Annotated in this window: 12 protein-coding genes and 1 tRNA gene; 6 read left to right on the top strand and 7 right to left on the bottom strand. The window is 59.4% G+C overall.

The window, feature by feature from the left end; translation table 11 throughout:
* Positions 1 to 36 precede the first annotated feature (36 nt).
* Positions 37 to 558 (top strand): disulfide bond formation protein DsbB, encoded by a 522-nt coding sequence (gene dsbB / locus WBR25_RS11100; RefSeq protein ID WP_005336895.1) that lies wholly within the window; start codon positions 37 to 39, stop codon positions 556 to 558.
* Between the two features lie 79 nt (positions 559 to 637).
* On the opposite strand, the gene WBR25_RS11105 is transcribed toward dsbB, so the two are convergent.
* The 3 genes from WBR25_RS11105 to uvrB form a co-directional block, all read right to left on the bottom strand.
* The gene (locus WBR25_RS11105; RefSeq protein ID WP_047437729.1) at positions 638 to 1,285 is read right to left on the bottom strand and encodes a DedA family protein; all 648 of its coding nucleotides are present in this window, start codon (positions 1,283 to 1,285) and stop codon (positions 638 to 640) included.
* 177 nt (positions 1,286 to 1,462) lie between these two features.
* On the bottom strand, positions 1,463 to 1,720 hold the full coding sequence (locus WBR25_RS11110) for a YkvA family protein (protein WP_100653657.1): 258 nt from the start codon (positions 1,718 to 1,720) through the stop codon (positions 1,463 to 1,465).
* On the bottom strand, positions 1,717 to 3,729 hold the full coding sequence (gene uvrB / locus WBR25_RS11115) for an excinuclease ABC subunit UvrB (RefSeq protein WP_128815309.1): 2,013 nt from the start codon (positions 3,727 to 3,729) through the stop codon (positions 1,717 to 1,719). Before uvrB ends, WBR25_RS11110 begins: the two co-directional genes overlap by 4 nt.
* Before the next feature lie 133 nt (positions 3,730 to 3,862).
* Between uvrB and WBR25_RS11120 the strand changes: the two genes are divergently transcribed.
* Positions 3,863 to 3,938 (top strand) — tRNA-Asn (locus tag WBR25_RS11120).
* 138 nt (positions 3,939 to 4,076) lie between these two features.
* On the opposite strand, the gene WBR25_RS11125 is transcribed toward WBR25_RS11120, so the two are convergent.
* Positions 4,077 to 4,574: a hypothetical protein gene (locus WBR25_RS11125; RefSeq protein ID WP_421266369.1), complete on the bottom strand. Its 498-nt coding sequence runs from the start codon at positions 4,572 to 4,574 to the stop codon at positions 4,077 to 4,079.
* Between the two features lie 137 nt (positions 4,575 to 4,711).
* Between WBR25_RS11125 and WBR25_RS11130 the strand changes: the two genes are divergently transcribed.
* Positions 4,712 to 6,397, top strand: coding sequence for an aspartate:alanine antiporter (locus WBR25_RS11130; protein ID WP_128815308.1), 1,686 nt, complete (start codon positions 4,712 to 4,714; stop codon positions 6,395 to 6,397).
* A gap of 315 nt (positions 6,398 to 6,712) precedes the next feature.
* Here the strand turns inward: WBR25_RS11130 and fabB are convergent, their stop codons facing one another.
* Positions 6,713 to 7,924: a beta-ketoacyl-ACP synthase I gene (gene fabB, locus WBR25_RS11135; protein WP_100645761.1), complete on the bottom strand. Its 1,212-nt coding sequence runs from the start codon at positions 7,922 to 7,924 to the stop codon at positions 6,713 to 6,715.
* Positions 7,925 to 8,014: 90 nt separating this feature from the next.
* Between fabB and mnmC the strand changes: the two genes are divergently transcribed.
* Positions 8,015 to 10,033, top strand: coding sequence for a bifunctional tRNA (5-methylaminomethyl-2-thiouridine)(34)-methyltransferase MnmC2/FAD-dependent 5-carboxymethylaminomethyl-2-thiouridine(34) oxidoreductase MnmC1 (gene mnmC, locus WBR25_RS11140; protein ID WP_479747923.1), 2,019 nt, complete (start codon positions 8,015 to 8,017; stop codon positions 10,031 to 10,033).
* A gap of 95 nt (positions 10,034 to 10,128) precedes the next feature.
* Here the strand turns inward: mnmC and WBR25_RS11145 are convergent, their stop codons facing one another.
* Together WBR25_RS11145 and WBR25_RS11150 are read right to left on the bottom strand one after the other, a co-directional pair.
* Entirely contained in the window at positions 10,129 to 10,725 is a 597-nt protein-coding gene (locus WBR25_RS11145; protein ID WP_479747925.1) for a DUF922 domain-containing protein, read from the bottom strand.
* 183 nt (positions 10,726 to 10,908) lie between these two features.
* A complete protein-coding gene (locus WBR25_RS11150) occupies positions 10,909 to 11,373 on the bottom strand; it encodes a hypothetical protein (protein ID WP_139433042.1) in 465 nt (154 codons plus the stop codon).
* 195 nt (positions 11,374 to 11,568) lie between these two features.
* Between WBR25_RS11150 and dcuC the strand changes: the two genes are divergently transcribed.
* Positions 11,569 to 12,921 (top strand): anaerobic C4-dicarboxylate transporter DcuC, encoded by a 1,353-nt coding sequence (gene dcuC, locus WBR25_RS11155; protein ID WP_479747927.1) that lies wholly within the window; start codon positions 11,569 to 11,571, stop codon positions 12,919 to 12,921.
* A gap of 91 nt (positions 12,922 to 13,012) precedes the next feature.
* A complete protein-coding gene (locus WBR25_RS11160; protein WP_236357517.1) occupies positions 13,013 to 14,659 on the top strand; it encodes a bifunctional metallophosphatase/5'-nucleotidase in 1,647 nt (548 codons plus the stop codon).
* Positions 14,660 to 14,819 lie beyond the last annotated feature (160 nt).

Raw genomic sequence — 14,819 nt, forward strand, 5'->3', positions numbered from 1 at the left:
TAATTCAGCCACTGTTTTTTCTGAGAGATCAATGAGATGATCGAGTTTCTCCGCCGTATTGCCGCCCATCGGCTGGCTTGGGGTCTGTTGGCAGCATCAGCCCTGTTCCTCGAGTTGTGCGCCCTCTTCTTCCAGCATGTGCTGGGCCTCTCCCCGTGCGTGATGTGCGTTTACGAACGGTTGGCGACCCTGGGTGTGCTGGCCGCCGGTCTGCTCGGCATGGTGGCGCCGGATAAGTGGTATGTTCGCTGGAGCGCCATGCTGCTATGGGGCTACAGTGCCTTCCGCGGCTTCCAGCTGGCCCTCAAGCATGTGGACTATCAGGTCAATCCTTCCCCGTTCAACGTCTGCAGCCCGTTTGCCGACTTCCCGAGCTGGGCTCCGCTCGATCAGTGGCTCCCCTGGCTCTTTATGCCAGAAGGGGATTGTGCCCAGATCACCTGGCAGTTCTTCGGTTACTCCATGCCCCAGTGGCTGGTCGTCATCTTCGCCGCTTACCTGTTGGTCTTCACCGTAGTGGCCATCGGCAATCTGGTGAAAGGGCGCTGCTGCAACTGATCATCATGCCCGCGTGGAGATAAAAAGGGGGGAGCCATGATGGCTCCCCCTTTCTCGTTATGGCTGACCCTATTTCTGGTTACGCCCTGGCAGTACCCATCTTGGCCTTGACCGCGCCAATTACCATGGGCAACAGGGAGATACCGATGATGCCGAAGATCAGCAGGGTAAAGTTGTGACGCACCACCGGCAGATTGCCAAAGAAGTGGCCGGCATAAACGAAGGAGAGTACCCACAGCAAGCCGCCAACCAGGTTGAACGCCAGGAAGCGCGGATAGGTCATGGCACCCATCCCTGCAACGAACGGCGCAAAGGTACGTACGATGGGCAGGAAGCGGGTGATGATGATGGTCTTGCCACCATGCTTGGCATAGAAGGCGTGGGTCTTCTCCAGATAATCCCGGCGGAAGATTTTGGAGTCCGGGTTGCGGAACAGCTGCTCGCCGAAGAAGTGACCAATGGTGTAGTTGACCACGTTGCCCAGCACGGCAGCGATGATCAGCACGGCCGCCAGGGTATGGACGTCCAGCACGCTGCCCACGGTAAGCGCACCGGCGGCAAACAGCAGGGAGTCACCCGGCAGGAACGGCGTCACTACCAAGCCGGTTTCACAGAAGATGATGAGAAACAGGATGGCGTAAACCCAGACGCCATAGTTCTCGAACAGCTCTTTCAAATGCACGTCTACGTGCAGGATAAAGTCGATTGCAAAGAGGATCAGATCCATTTTTTCCATACCCATAAAGTGAACGGCGTGGAGTCTACGCCAATGCCATCCGGGCGACAATCACCGGGCCAGCCTCTTTTTCATCCCGCAGCGCCCACCTTCAAATGAAACCGTTTTTCCGCTTCCTTCGAGGGTGGGAGCACAAAGAGAGATGCCGAGCGTGGTGTTGAAAATGAACTAGGAGACCTGTTCCAGCTCGCTGCGCACTGCGGGGGGCAAACAACGCTCCCAGCCCCATAGCAACACCAGCAGCAGGGTCACATCATCGAACCATCCCAGCAAGGGCACCACGTCAGGGATAAGATCCACCGGACTGATGCCATAGAGCAGGATAAGGATCACCAGTCCCCTCGCCCACCAGGGGGTACCGGGATGGCGAAAGCCCTGATAGAGACGACGAAGCCGTTGCCAAATCAACCAGCGTTTGCGGCTCATGATTCGATCAACTCGCTGCGCAACTGCTGGATCTGATCCCGTAGTGCCGCCGCCTGTTCGAACTCCAGATCCCGGGCATGTTGGAACATCTGCTCCTCCATCCGCTTGATCTCTTTGGCAATCTCGCTGGCAGAGCGGACATGGTATTCCCCTTGCGGCTCGGCTGCCTTGCGCATCCCCTTGCCTGGTTTGCCTGCCGTGCGGCTGCCCCCCATGTCCATCACATCGCCAATGGATTTGTTGAGCCCTTTGGGGGTGATCCCATGCTTGAGGTTATGGGCATGCTGCACGGCGCGGCGCCGCTCGGTCTCCTCAATGGCGACCTTCATCGAGTTGGTGATGGTATCGCCGTAGAGAATGACCTTGCCGTTGAGGTTACGCGCCGCCCGGCCGATGGTCTGGATCAGCGAGCGGGTCGAGCGCAGGAAGCCCTCTTTATCCGCATCCAGAATCGCCACCAGCGACACCTCCGGCATGTCGAGGCCTTCCCGCAGCAGGTTGATGCCCACCAGCACATCGAACTTGCCAAGGCGCAGATCGCGGATGATCTCCACCCGTTCGACCGTATCAATATCGGAGTGGAGGTAGCGCACCTTGACGTCGTGCTCCGCCAGATACTCGGTCAAGTCTTCCGCCATCCGCTTGGTCAGGGTCGTGACCAGCACCCGCTCCTCGACGGCGACCCGCTTGCGGATCTCGGAGAGCAGATCGTCCACCTGCGTGGTCACCGGACGTACCTCGATCTCCGGATCGAGCAGGCCGGTTGGGCGCACCACCTGCTGCACCACATCGCCGCCGGACTTCTCCAGCTCGTAGGGGCCGGGAGTCGCCGAAACAAACACCGTCTGCGGCATCAGCGCTTCAAATTCGTCGAACTTGAGCGGCCGGTTGTCCAGCGCCGAGGGGAGCCGGAAGCCGTACTCCACCAGGGTCTCCTTGCGGGAGCGGTCCCCTTTGAACATGGCGCCGATCTGCGGCACCGTAACGTGGGACTCATCGATGATGAGCAGGCCATCCCCCGGCAGGTAGTCAAACAGGGTAGGCGGCGGCTCCCCCGGCGCACGGCCGGAGAGGTAGCGGCTGTAGTTCTCGATTCCGGAGCAGTAACCCAGCTCCTGCATCATCTCCATGTCGAACTGGGTGCGCTGGCTGATACGCTGCTCCTCCACCAACTTGTTGAGAGACAACAGCTGCTCGCGGCGGCTGCGCAGCTCCTCCTTGATATGCTCGATAGCCCCCAGAATGGTCTCGCGCGGGGTGGCGTAGTGGGTCTTGGGGTAGATGGTATAGCGCACCACCGTCTGCTCGATGGCGCCGGTCAGCGGGTCGAACTGGGAGAGCCGCTCCACCTCCTCGTCAAACAGCTCCACCCGCAGGGCCAGCTTGTCCGATTCGGCAGGGTAGATGTCGATCACTTCACCGCGCACCCGGAAAGTACCGCGTTGAAACGCCATGTCGTTACGGGTGTACTGCAGCTCGGCGAGACGGCGCAGGATATCCCGCTGGTTGATCACATCCCCCACTTTGAGATGCAGCATCATGCTCAGATAAGCTTGGGGATCCCCCAGACCATAGATGGCCGACACCGAGGCGACGATCACCACGTCGCGCCGCTCCAGCAGCGCCTTGGTGGCCGACAATCGCATCTGCTCAATGTGATCGTTGATCGAGGCATCCTTCTCTATAAAGGTGTCGGTGGTCGGCACATAGGCTTCGGGCTGGTAGTAGTCGTAGTAGGAGACGAAATACTCTACAGCGTTGTCGGGGAAGAACTCCTTCATCTCGCCATAGAGCTGGGCGGCCAGGGTCTTGTTAGGGGCCAAGATCATGGTCGGGCGGTTCAGGGTGGCGATGACGTTGGCCATGGTGAAGGTCTTGCCCGAACCGGTCACCCCGAGCAGGGTCTGGTGGGCCAGCCCCGACTCGATGCCATCCAGCAGTTGGGCAATCGCCGTGGGCTGATCCCCGGCGGGTTGAAACTGGCTGGCTAACTTGAACAATTTGCTCATGAACACTCCCGACACAAAACAGCAGAGGAGCAGTGTAACCGAGGGTTTGGCAGCGGTACACCCGTGCCATCATCCCGCGAATGGCTTGACCACCTCGGACACCTTCTGTATGATGCTCCTCCTTGCCTGATGTTCCCCCGTAGTTCAGTCGGTAGAACGGCGGACTGTTAATCCGTATGTCACTGGTTCAAGTCCAGTCGGGGGAGCCAATTCCTCACCATCTCGGTGCAAGTTATCCACTTTAGTGCCCTCCTCTGCCAATTTTAATGCACAAGATCCTTCTTGCTGCTGACGCTCCCTTTTGTTACCCGTCCCGGCTCGACAGAGTTTTCTCCTGTCGCATCTAACTATTTGATTTTTATACAAACATTTTTCTTCCGGTATTTTTTGAACAGCCCTTGCATCCCAGTGCTGGCGCGGCTTTCAGGGCGATGAACAAGTTTCATAAACAGGGTTATCCACAGATTCTGTGGGTAAGTGCAGCAAGCCCTGTCAGGACGCGGGATTGCCCTTGATGGCCCCCGGCAAAGAGTCATTTTGCTGGCCAACCTGATTTTATGCTGTTTTTTTGCCCCCTCAGGAACAGCGGGGTGACAGGCTCTATTGGCACTTTTCAGAAGCATCTTTTTGCCAACCCTTTTCCCGTGGGCGAACGGGCAAATATCAAGCTGATTTGCCCCTCTATCCACCATGGCGGCCATCGGTTGAATCTGCTGAAACTGATCCCCGCCAAGCAGCCGGACAGCAGAATCTAAAAAATCGTCCTGCGCCAGAGCACTTCGGTCGCGGGCAGCAGATTTCACTAATTGACAACGGCGGTTACAGCAAAAATTGCCAGATTTCATCCGCTTGTCTCCCTATCACGCCGCCGGTTCCACAAATAGCGTCCGATAACGTCCGATTAATCGCTCCCTTGCGCTTCTTTATTGGGGATAGATCCGGCACAATATCGACCCCACTTTTTTCCTCGGTTTTTCCGGGCATGACCATAGATTTCGTGACACTGCTACATCAAAGCGACTCCCTGCTGCTGTTCGTGGTATTGGCCTTCGGCCTGCTGCTGGGCAAGGTGCGAATTGGCAACTTTCAGATTGGCAACACCATAGGTGTGCTGTTTACCGCCCTGCTGTTCGGCCAGATGGGCTTCGAATTTGCAGCCACCACTGAAAACGTCGGCTTTATGCTGTTCATCTTCTGTGTGGGGATCGAGGCGGGCCCTCACTTCTTCAGCGTCTTCTTGCGCGATGGCATCCACTACATCACCCTGACTCTGGTGATCTTGCTGACCGCCCTGCTGCTGACAGTGGGGCTCGCCAAGTTCTTCAATCTGGGGCCGGGCATGGCGGCGGGGATCCTGGCGGGTTCCCTCACCTCGACTCCGGCTCTGGTGGGTGCCCAGGATGCCTTGCGCAGCGGTCTGCTCAACCTGCCCCATCAGACCGATATGCAGGCGGTGCTGGACAATATGGGCATCGGCTACGCCCTGACCTATCTGGTGGGTCTGGTGGGCCTGATGCTGGTGGTGCGCTACCTCCCATCGCTAGCTCGCCTCGACCTCAATACCGAGGCGCAAAAAATCGCCCGTGAGCGGGGTCTCTCCGATAGCGATAGTCGCAAGACCTATCTGCCCATCATCCGCGCCTATCGGGTGGGCCCTGAGCTGGCGGCATGGATAGGTGGTCGTACCCTGCGAGAGACCGGCATCTATCCCCATACCGGTTGCTATGTAGAGCGGATCCGCCGCAACGGCATTCTGGCCAGTCCCGATGGTGATGCCGTTATTCAGGAAGGGGACGAGATCGCCTTGGTGGGCTATCCCGAGAGCCACGAGAAGCTGGACGTCAACTATCGCAACGGTAAAGAGGTGTTTGACCGCAACCTGCTCGACCTGCAGATCGTCACCGAAGAGATAGTGGTAAAGAATGACTCCGTGGTAGGCCGCCATCTGGTGGAGCTCAACCTCACCGAGAAAGGGTGCTTCCTCAACCGGGTAGTGCGCTCCCAGATCGAGATGCCGTTCGATCGCAACATCATGCTGCAAAAAGGCGACGTGCTGCAGATCAGCGGCGAGAAGCAGCGGGTCAAACTGCTGGCCAACAAGATCGGCTTTATCAGCATTCACAGTCAGACCACAGATCTGGTGGCCTTCACCACCTTCTTTGTGTTGGGACTGCTGATCGGCTCCGTTTCGCTGGTGTTCGGTCAGATCGAGTTTGGCCTCGGCAACGCCGTCGGCCTGCTGTTGGCTGGTATTCTGATGGGGTATCTGCGGGCCAACCACCCGACGGTAGGCTATGTGCCGCCCGGCGCGCTCAGATTGGCAAAGGATCTTGGTCTGGCGGTCTTTATGGTGAGCACGGGCCTGAAAGCCGGTGGCGGCATTCTGGATCACCTCAGCGAGGTGGGTACGGTAGTGCTCTTCTCCGGCATGCTGGTGACCACCTTGCCGGTGCTGGTTGGCTATCTGTTCGGGGTCTGGGTGCTCAAGATGAACCCGGCGCTGCTGCTCGGTGCCATCACAGGTGCCCGTACTTGTGCCCCGGCGATGGATGTGGTCAACGAGGCAGCCAACAGCTCCATTCCGGCGCTCGGTTATGCCGGTACCTATGCGGTGGCCAACGTGATGCTGACCCTGGCGGGCTCCTTTATCATCGGCTTCTGGTTCTAGCCAACAGCCATCACATTACCGCTAACAAAGAAGGGAGCCTCAGGCTCCCTTCTTGCTATCTGCCCCGCTAGAGAGATGTAGGTCAGGTTCATTGGTGTGGCGTCACCTCCCCCCACCATCTGCGCTGAAATCTGCCACCAACCCACTCTTCCTATTCCACAATGGCCGATGCTCTGCTCTGCTCTGCTCTGCTCTGCTCTGCTCTGCTCTGCTCTGCTCTGCTCTGCTCTGCTCTGCTCTGCTCTGCAATGAGTGATGGTAGATCCCGAAGACAAAAAAAGCGCCCTGAGGCGCTTTTTTATATCAACCGGATAATCAGCCTTTGAACTTGCTGAACACCAGAGAGGCGTTGGTACCGCCAAAGCCGAAGCTGTTGGACATGACGGTGTTGAGTTCGGCCGCTTCGTACTCACGCACGATGGGCAGACCTTCAGCCTTCTCGTCCAGAGTCTCGATGTTGATGCTGGGGGCGATAAAGCCGTGTTCCATCATCAGCAGGGAGTAGACAGCCTCGTGCACGCCCGCAGCGCCCAGCGCATGACCGGTCATCGCCTTGGTGGCAGAGATCTTGGGACCGTTGGCGCCAAACAGCGTCTGGATAGCTTCCAGCTCTTTGGTATCACCGACCGGAGTGGAGGTGCCGTGGGTGTTGATGTAATCAACCTTGCCCACACCCTGCATCGCCATCTTCATGCAACGCACCGCACCTTCACCGCTCGGCGCGACCATGTCATAGCCATCGGAGGTAGCACCGTAACCGGTCAGCTCGGCATAGATGTGAGCGCCACGCGCCAGCGCATGTTCCAGCTCTTCGATCACCAGAATGCCGCCGCCACCGGAGATAACGAAACCATCGCGGTTCGCATCATAGGTACGGGACGCTTTTTCCGGCGTGTCGTTGTACTTGGTGGAGAGCGCGCCCATGGCGTCAAACTGGATGGTAGAGGACCAGTCCAGCTCTTCACCGCCACCAGCGAAGACCACATCCTGTTTGCCAAGCTGGATCAGCTCAAGTGCGTGACCGATGCAGTGGGCAGAGGTGGCGCAAGCTGAGCTGATGGAGTAGTTGACACCCTTGATCTGGAACGGGGTCGCGAGGCAAGCAGAGGTGGTGGAGGACATAGTGCGCGGCACCATGTAAGGGCCCACACGCTTGACCCCTTTCTCACGGGCGATGTCCACAGATTCCGAGGTGTTCTTGCCGGAGGCACCACCTGAACCGACCACCAGGCCGGTACGCTCGTTGGAGACCTGATCTTCCGCCAGACCGGCATCTTCAATGGCCTGCTGCATGGAGAGGTAGGCGTAGGCCGCAGCGTCGCCCATGAAACGCATGACTTTACGGTCGATCAGTTCAGACGGATCGAGTTTGATGTTACCCCAGACACGGCTGCGCAGGTTGTGCTGCTCGAACTGCTCGGAATAGGTGATGCCGGATTTACCTGCTTTCAGGGAGGCCAGCACTTCTTCCTTGTTGTTGCCGATACTGGAGATGACGCCGATACCGGTGATCACTGCTCTTCTCATTAATTCATCTCGTCTGGAAAAACTGGCGCCAAGTCTACCCGCTTTCGGCTGCCAAACTGGTCTGCTTTCACGTAGAATGCCCGCGATTTTGTGACGCGAGCCGAGGAAAACGTGAGTCAAACATCCTTACATCATGCCCGATTGGACTGGAATGAAGCGGGAACTCCTGTCTCCAGTGACTTCGGGGATGTGTACTTTTCCAATGATAACGGTCTAAGTGAAACCCGCTACGTCTTTTTGCAGCAAAACCGGCTACCTGCGCGATTTTCGCACCACGATAGTGACAGTTTCGTGATAGGTGAAACAGGTTTCGGCACAGGCCTTAACTTTCTGGCGACAATGCAAGCTTTCCTGGAACAGGCGCCTCAATCCGGCAACGGCTCCCGTCTGCACTTCATCAGTTTCGAGAAATACCCCCTGACCCGGGACGATCTGCGCAAGGCGCTGGCCTCCTGGCCTGAACTTGGCCACTTGAGTCAGGATCTTGTCGCCCAATGGCCGCTGCCGGTTTCCGGTTGCCACCGCCTGCATTTTGCGGGTAGCCGCATTCGCCTCGATCTCTGGTTTGGCGACATCAAGGATATGCTGCCGCAGGTGCCTCACCGGGCAGAAGGTCTGGTGGACGCCTGGTATCTGGATGGTTTCTCCCCGGCCAAGAACCCGGAGATGTGGACACAGGATCTGTTTGATGGTCTCGCTCACCTCGCCCGTCCCGATTGCTCCATCGCCACCTTTACCTGTGCCGGTTTTGTCCGTCGCGGCCTGATTGCCGCCGGTTTTGCCATGAAGAAGGTGAAGGGCCACGGTAGCAAGCGGGAGATGCTGGTGGGGGATCGCACCGACAAGCAGCCGCAGCAGACCATAGTCCCCTGGTATGCCCGTCCTGCCGGACGCACTGGCGAGGTGGTGATCATCGGCGGCGGCATCGCCTCGACCATGACGGCGCTCTCTCTGGTGGAGCGGGGTCGCAAGGTGACGTTGCTGTGTGCAGATGGCGAACCGGCCACCGGCGCCTCCGGCAACCGCCAAGGAGCCCTCTATCCACTGCTTAACGGCGAGCACGATGCGCTGTCACGCTTCTATTCGCTCGCCTTTGGCTATGCCCGCCAACGGCTGCTGGCGTTGGCCGAACGCCATCCTATCGCTTTCGAATTATGCGGAGTGACCCAGCTCGGTTATGACGACAAATCGGCAGCCAAGCTGGCCAAGATGAGTCAGGGCCCCTTCCCGTCCGAACTGATGCATCCCCTCTCTACATTAGAGGTAGAGCAGGTGGTTGGCCTGCCCTGTGGCCACAGCGGCGTCAGTTACCCGCAGGGGGGCTGGCTCTGCCCGGCCGATTTCACCCGCGCCGCAATCAAAGAAGCACAAGCCAGTGGTCTGCTGCAGGTGGAGTACCACACCCAAGTAAGCGCCATTGCCGAGCAGGCCGATGGCTGGCAAGTAGAAAGCCAGGATGGCCGCCACTGGCAGGCCCCCAATCTGGTGGTCGCCGCCGGTCACCAGTTGCCAGCACTGCTCCCCTTTGCCGAGCTGCCCCTCTATCCGGTGCGCGGTCAGGTGAGCCATGTGCCAACCACGGCCAGCTTGCGTCAGCTCAAGACCGTGCTCTGCTACGATGGCTACCTCACGCCAATGCACAACGATCAACACTGCATCGGCGCCAGTTATGGCCGTAACCAGAGCAGCCTTGAGTTTCGTGTCGAGGAGCAAATCCAGAATCAGGTGCGGTTGCAAGCCTGCCTGCCGGAGCAAACCTGGCCCGCCGAAGTGGATGTGAGCGGCAACGAGGCGCGCGTAGGGGTGCGTTGTGCCAGCCGGGATCACCTGCCGGTGGTGGGGCCAGTGGCCAGATTGCAAGGTCTGGCGGATCACTATGCGCAGCTGCAGCATGATCAGCACAACGCCCAGCCACTCCCCCTTCACCCCGGCCTCTATGTGCTGGGGGCGCTCGGCTCGCGGGGCCTCTGCTCGGCGCCGCTCTGTGGTGAGCTGCTCGCCAGCGAGATCTGCGGCGATCCCTTGCCGCTGGCCGCCGATCTACTGGAAGCGCTCCACCCGGCCCGTTACTGGGTGCGCAAGCTGCTCAAGGGCAAAGCGCTGGTCTAAACCGGACTCAGCAAACAAATAGAATGGCCGCCCATCGGGCGGCCATTCTGTTTATCAAATCGTGCGATGCTGGATATTGCGTCTTGAGATAGCGCTCACTTGGGCCAGTGCACCCCGAGTTGTTCGCCGTAACCTGTCTGCCGCTGGAATCCATCGAGCCGTCCCTTGATCTTGTTCAGCTCGCCACTGCCCGCGGCCCACGCGGCATAGCGCAGCGCCTGGCAATCTGCATGGCCCGGTAACGCCGCAATGGCGCCCCCCACATGATTGGCCCCTTGCAGCACCATCTCCTTGAAGCGGGATTCGTAGTCAAACATGCTGGAGAGCAGCCGCCCCCAGCGCTGACGGGCAGGATCGTTACTGTTAGCACTCTGACGCCAGCGGGGCAGCAACACAGTGGCGTTGGTGGTCACCGTCACCCGGTTAAGCTGGCAGCGCCCCGGCAACTGCTCGGTATCCAGCTGCCAGTCCACTTGATAACTCGCCTTGCCGAGCACGGGCTTGCCATTCACCTTGGGAGCACTCTGGGCAATCGCCCGGGCAAGCTGCTCAGGACCGGTTGCATTGACCTCATAAAAACGGACATTGATGCGGGACTCTGGCACCACTTGCGGCCGGCTCGGCTGAGCCTGACTCATCAGGGGCAACAGCAACAACCCGACCCCCACTACTCCATAAACCTTGCTGACCATGCCAGACTACCTTCCTTGATTGCACGGGCGGAGTACCAACCTTGGTGAACCCCACCGCCACACAGATGACGGGTATAGCCTATGTGTGACGACGAGGCGGCGCAATACAATGATGCGCCCAGAAATCAGAGCACGCTCACAGGTTGCGTGAGCAGAGTATGGCACAAGGCCAAAACTGTATTTTTATTGAGCATGACGGCTGATGCGCTGCCAGTCGAGGTGATAGTTTTTCACATTGATGTCATGACCATCTATCTGAATAAAATGATCATTTTTAAGACGGTTGGCAAAAAAGTCCTGATCTGCCCCCTCATTGAGCCACAGCTCGCAAAGTCCCCGTTTTCCCTCTTTGGCATAGAATCTCGGGGTGACCAGCAGCGCGACCCCATCTACCCGGATGGCATGACGGGCCAGGCAGTTTGCTTCGGTGGTTTTGGATGCCAGCGCGGCAAAACGGGGTCTGTTCCCCTCGGCAACCACCAGTACGCCGTAAGAGTGAGGAGCCATGAGACGCCGCATGGCGACCGCCTGATGAGGACCGGTTTGATGAAAACCGTCATTGGTTACCGCAAACACGCAAGTAGGTGAAAATAGCATCGCAAGCAGGAAAAGAGAGCGTTTAATGCCTGAAAAATCACCAACCACCATATAAAAGCCTCAAAAGACAACCAAGGCTGGCAAGGGTAGGTAGCCAAACCCGCTGGGTAAAGTACCTTTACCTTTCTTTAATTCTGTTCACGGGGTTAAACGTTGATTTAGCTCACACAACATCCTGTTTCCAGTCGCCACTCTACCCCTATCGGAATAGACTCCCTCCACTCTCATCCAATCAGAAGGCAACATATGCTGGAACTCATCGTTGGCACCCTGGTCACCCTGGTGGTGGGCCGTGCCATTTTCAAAGGATACTCCGCGACCGGGGTGCTGCTGAGCGGCGGCTTGCTGCTGCTGGTCATCACCGCCATGATGGGCAAGCCGGTACTGCCGAGCAAGGTGGTCAGCACCGGCTATATCGCAACCGATATCTTCGAATACGTCCGCTTCCTGCTCAATGACCGTGGCGGTGGACTGGGGATGCTGATCATGGTGCTGTGCGGCTTCGCCGGCTACATGAGCCATATCGGCGCCAACACCATTCTAGTCAAGCTGGCCAGCAAACCGCTCGGCATCATCAAGTCCCCCTATATCCTGCTGGTGGCTGCCTATCTGGTGGCCTGCGCCATGTCGCTGGCGGTCAGCTCCGCTACCGGCCTCGGCGTGCTGCTGATGGCCACCCTGTTCCCGCTGATGGTCAACATGGGGATCTCCCGTGGCGCGGCTGTGGCCGTGTGCGCCTCGCCAGCCGCTATCATTCTGGCACCGACCTCAGGGGACGTGGTGATGGCCGCTCAGGCCGCCAACATGCCGCTGCTGGATTTTGCCTTCAAGCTGACCCTGCCTATCTCGCTGGTGGCGATCGCCTGCATGGCGGTGACCCACTTCTTCTGGCAACGCTACCTTGACCAGAAATCCGGTGAGCACAACGAGCCGGTCGCCCCGGGTGATCTGGTGACGACTGCGCCTGCCTTTTACGCAATCCTTCCCTTTACCCCCATCATCGGGGTGCTGGTGTTTGACGGCAAATGGGGTCCGCAGCTGGATATCGTCACCATCATCGTCATGTGCATGGTGCTGGCCAGCCTGCTGGAGCTGGTGCGGATCCGCAATGGCAAGGAGCTGCTGGACGGTCTGCAGGTCTGCTGGCGCAACATGGCTGACGCCTTTGCCGGTGTGGTCATGCTGCTGGTCGGTGCCGGTGTCTTCGCCCAGGGTCTGATGACCATCGGCTTTATCGACACCCTGCTGGCTCACGCGCAGGATCTCGGTTCGGGTGGCCTGATCATGATGCTGTCACTGGTGGTGATCACCACCCTGGCCGCCTTCACCACCGGCTCGGGCAATGCCCCCTTCTACGCCTTCGTGGAGCTGATCCCCAACCTGGCCAGCAGCCTTGGCATCAACCCGGCCTATCTGGTGATCCCGATGCTGCAAGCCTCCAACCTGGGTCGCACCATTTCTCCGGTCTCCGGGGTGGTGGTTGCCTGTGCCGGGATGGGCAAGCTCTCGCCGTTCGAGGTGGTCAAGCGCACCAGTATGCCGGTCGCCGTCGGCCTACTGGTGGTGATCGTCGCCACCCAGATCATGGTACCCGCCTGATCATTGACCAGCCCGGCACCCTGCCGGGCTGGTATCCTCCCCCCCCTTTGCAGTAGACTCGGTGCTCATTTTCCCCCTAAGGAGGACCGAGATGAGTATTACGGTTCAACTTGCCCATTTCAGTGATTGCCACTCCCACTTCGATGGCGCGCCCATGAGCTTCTCCCCTGTCGGTGAAGGCCAATGGCGCACCCAGTGCGGCGGTTATGCCCGGATCCTGACCCGACTGACCCAACTGCGTGCCAAAGCCGCAGCAGCCGGCCAGCGTTTTCTGTTTCTGCACGGTGGCGACTCCTTTCAGGGCTCTCTCTATTTCAACCGTTTCAAAGGGCGCGCCAACGCCGACCTGCTCGCCATGCTGGCCCCCGATGCCATGGTACTTGGCAACCACGAATTCGATCTGGGCAACGGCCCACTGGTGGAGTTCTTGCGCCAGCTCGATTTTCCGGTGCTGGCCGCCAATCTGGATAACAGTCAGGAGCCTGCCGACACAACCCTCGGGCTGTGGGATATTCCCCACCTCTACGACGCCCATCAGCCCTGGCATCGTCGGGTGATCGACGGGGTTCCCTTTGCGCTGCTCGGCATCACCCTCGCCCAAATGGCTGCCATCGCCAACCCGGATCCCCACACCCGTTTCCACGCGGTCGCCGAGACCCTCACTAAAGTGCTGCGGGAGATCAAGCGCGAAGGGCTCCAGCATATCGTGCTGCTGAGCCACCTCGGGTTGGATCAGGACAAGCTGCTGGCCGAGCGCTTCCCCGAGCTCAGTCTCATCATTGGCGGCCACACCCACAGCCTGCTCGGCGATCTCGCGCCGCTGGGTCTGCCAAGCGAAGGTACCTACCCCCTGATGAACAACGGGGTGGCCATTTTGCACGCTGGCCACAGCGCCCTCTGCCTCGGTGTCTGCGAGCTCACCTTCGATGAGGCGGGCCGCGTCGTGCAAAGTGAGGGGCAGCTGGAGTGGCTCCCCTGGCAGCCCTGGCCGTTCGCTTCCACGCCACCTGTCGGGCTCACCTTCTGCGAGCCGGATCCACAGCTCGAACAGCATCTGGCCAAACGCTACCGGCCGGAGATTGAAACCATGAGCCAGCGCATCGTCACCCGACTGGCGGCGCCACTTCCCCATCAGCGGCTGCCGGATGCCACCCTGCCCCACGGCAGCCAGCTCGCCCCGCTGGTGGCCCGCGCCATGCTGACCGCCGCCCGTGAACAGGTAGGCGAGGTGGACTTTGCCCTGCACAACGCTGGCGGTGTGCGCTGCTCGCTGGAGCCGGGCCCCCTGAGCGAAGCGGATATCGCCGGTCGCCTGCTGCCGTTTGCCATTCCCCTCACCCTCTATCGGGTGCACGGTCACGAGTTGGCGGAAGCGCTGGAGAATGCCATCGACAACGCCACCAACAACGGCGTGGTCGGCAATGGCAACGGCAGCTTCCCCTACACCGCAGGGGTGCGATTCACCTATCAGGCCGATCGGCCCAAGGGTCAGCGCATCACCCGACTGGAGTGGGAAGCCGCCCCCGGCCAGTGGCAAGCGGTCAATGCCGAACAGGTCTATCGCGGGGTGTCGAGCGCCTATACCGCCTCCGGCAAGGAGGGCTACACCGCACTGGCGCGTACCCTGACCCAGCACAATCAGGAGCTCGGCATCACCCTGGCCGACGCCTTTATCCGCTGGGCCCGTCACCTGCCGACACTGGAAGCGCAGCCGCCCCTGCTTGAGTACATCAGTTGATGCAGAGAGGGGATGGCTTTGCCACATCCCCTGACGGCCAATATTGCCGCAGCCAGCGCCCGGTTCCCTGCAAGAACCGGGCTTTTTCGAGAATATTTGCCCCACACAGGCCTGCCCCATTGCATCACACTCACTAGCTCGGCAAGATAGGCCCGCTTTC

The sequence above is a fragment of the Aeromonas sp. MTB genome (assembly GCF_056632455.1).

Excerpts from the sequence above, each read along its gene's own strand:
- WBR25_RS11105 (WP_047437729.1), bottom strand. The coding sequence starts at position 1,285 with ATGGATCTGATCCTCTTTGCAATCGACTTTATCCTGCACGTAGACGTG.
- uvrB (WP_128815309.1), bottom strand. The coding sequence starts at position 3,729 with ATGAGCAAATTGTTCAAGTTAGCCAGCCAGTTTCAACCCGCCGGGGAT.
- WBR25_RS11130 (WP_128815308.1), top strand. The coding sequence starts at position 4,712 with ATGACCATAGATTTCGTGACACTGCTACATCAAAGCGACTCCCTGCTG.
- dcuC (WP_479747927.1), top strand. The coding sequence starts at position 11,569 with ATGCTGGAACTCATCGTTGGCACCCTGGTCACCCTGGTGGTGGGCCGT.
- fabB (WP_100645761.1), bottom strand. The coding sequence starts at position 7,924 with ATGAGAAGAGCAGTGATCACCGGTATCGGCGTCATCTCCAGTATCGGC.
- WBR25_RS11150 (WP_139433042.1), bottom strand. The coding sequence starts at position 11,373 with ATGGTGGTTGGTGATTTTTCAGGCATTAAACGCTCTCTTTTCCTGCTT.
- WBR25_RS11145 (WP_479747925.1), bottom strand. The coding sequence starts at position 10,725 with ATGGTCAGCAAGGTTTATGGAGTAGTGGGGGTCGGGTTGTTGCTGTTG.
- WBR25_RS11125 (WP_421266369.1), bottom strand. The coding sequence starts at position 4,574 with ATGAAATCTGGCAATTTTTGCTGTAACCGCCGTTGTCAATTAGTGAAA.
- dsbB (WP_005336895.1), top strand. The coding sequence starts at position 37 with ATGATCGAGTTTCTCCGCCGTATTGCCGCCCATCGGCTGGCTTGGGGT.
- WBR25_RS11110 (WP_100653657.1), bottom strand. The coding sequence starts at position 1,720 with ATGAGCCGCAAACGCTGGTTGATTTGGCAACGGCTTCGTCGTCTCTAT.
- WBR25_RS11160 (WP_236357517.1), top strand. The coding sequence starts at position 13,013 with ATGAGTATTACGGTTCAACTTGCCCATTTCAGTGATTGCCACTCCCAC.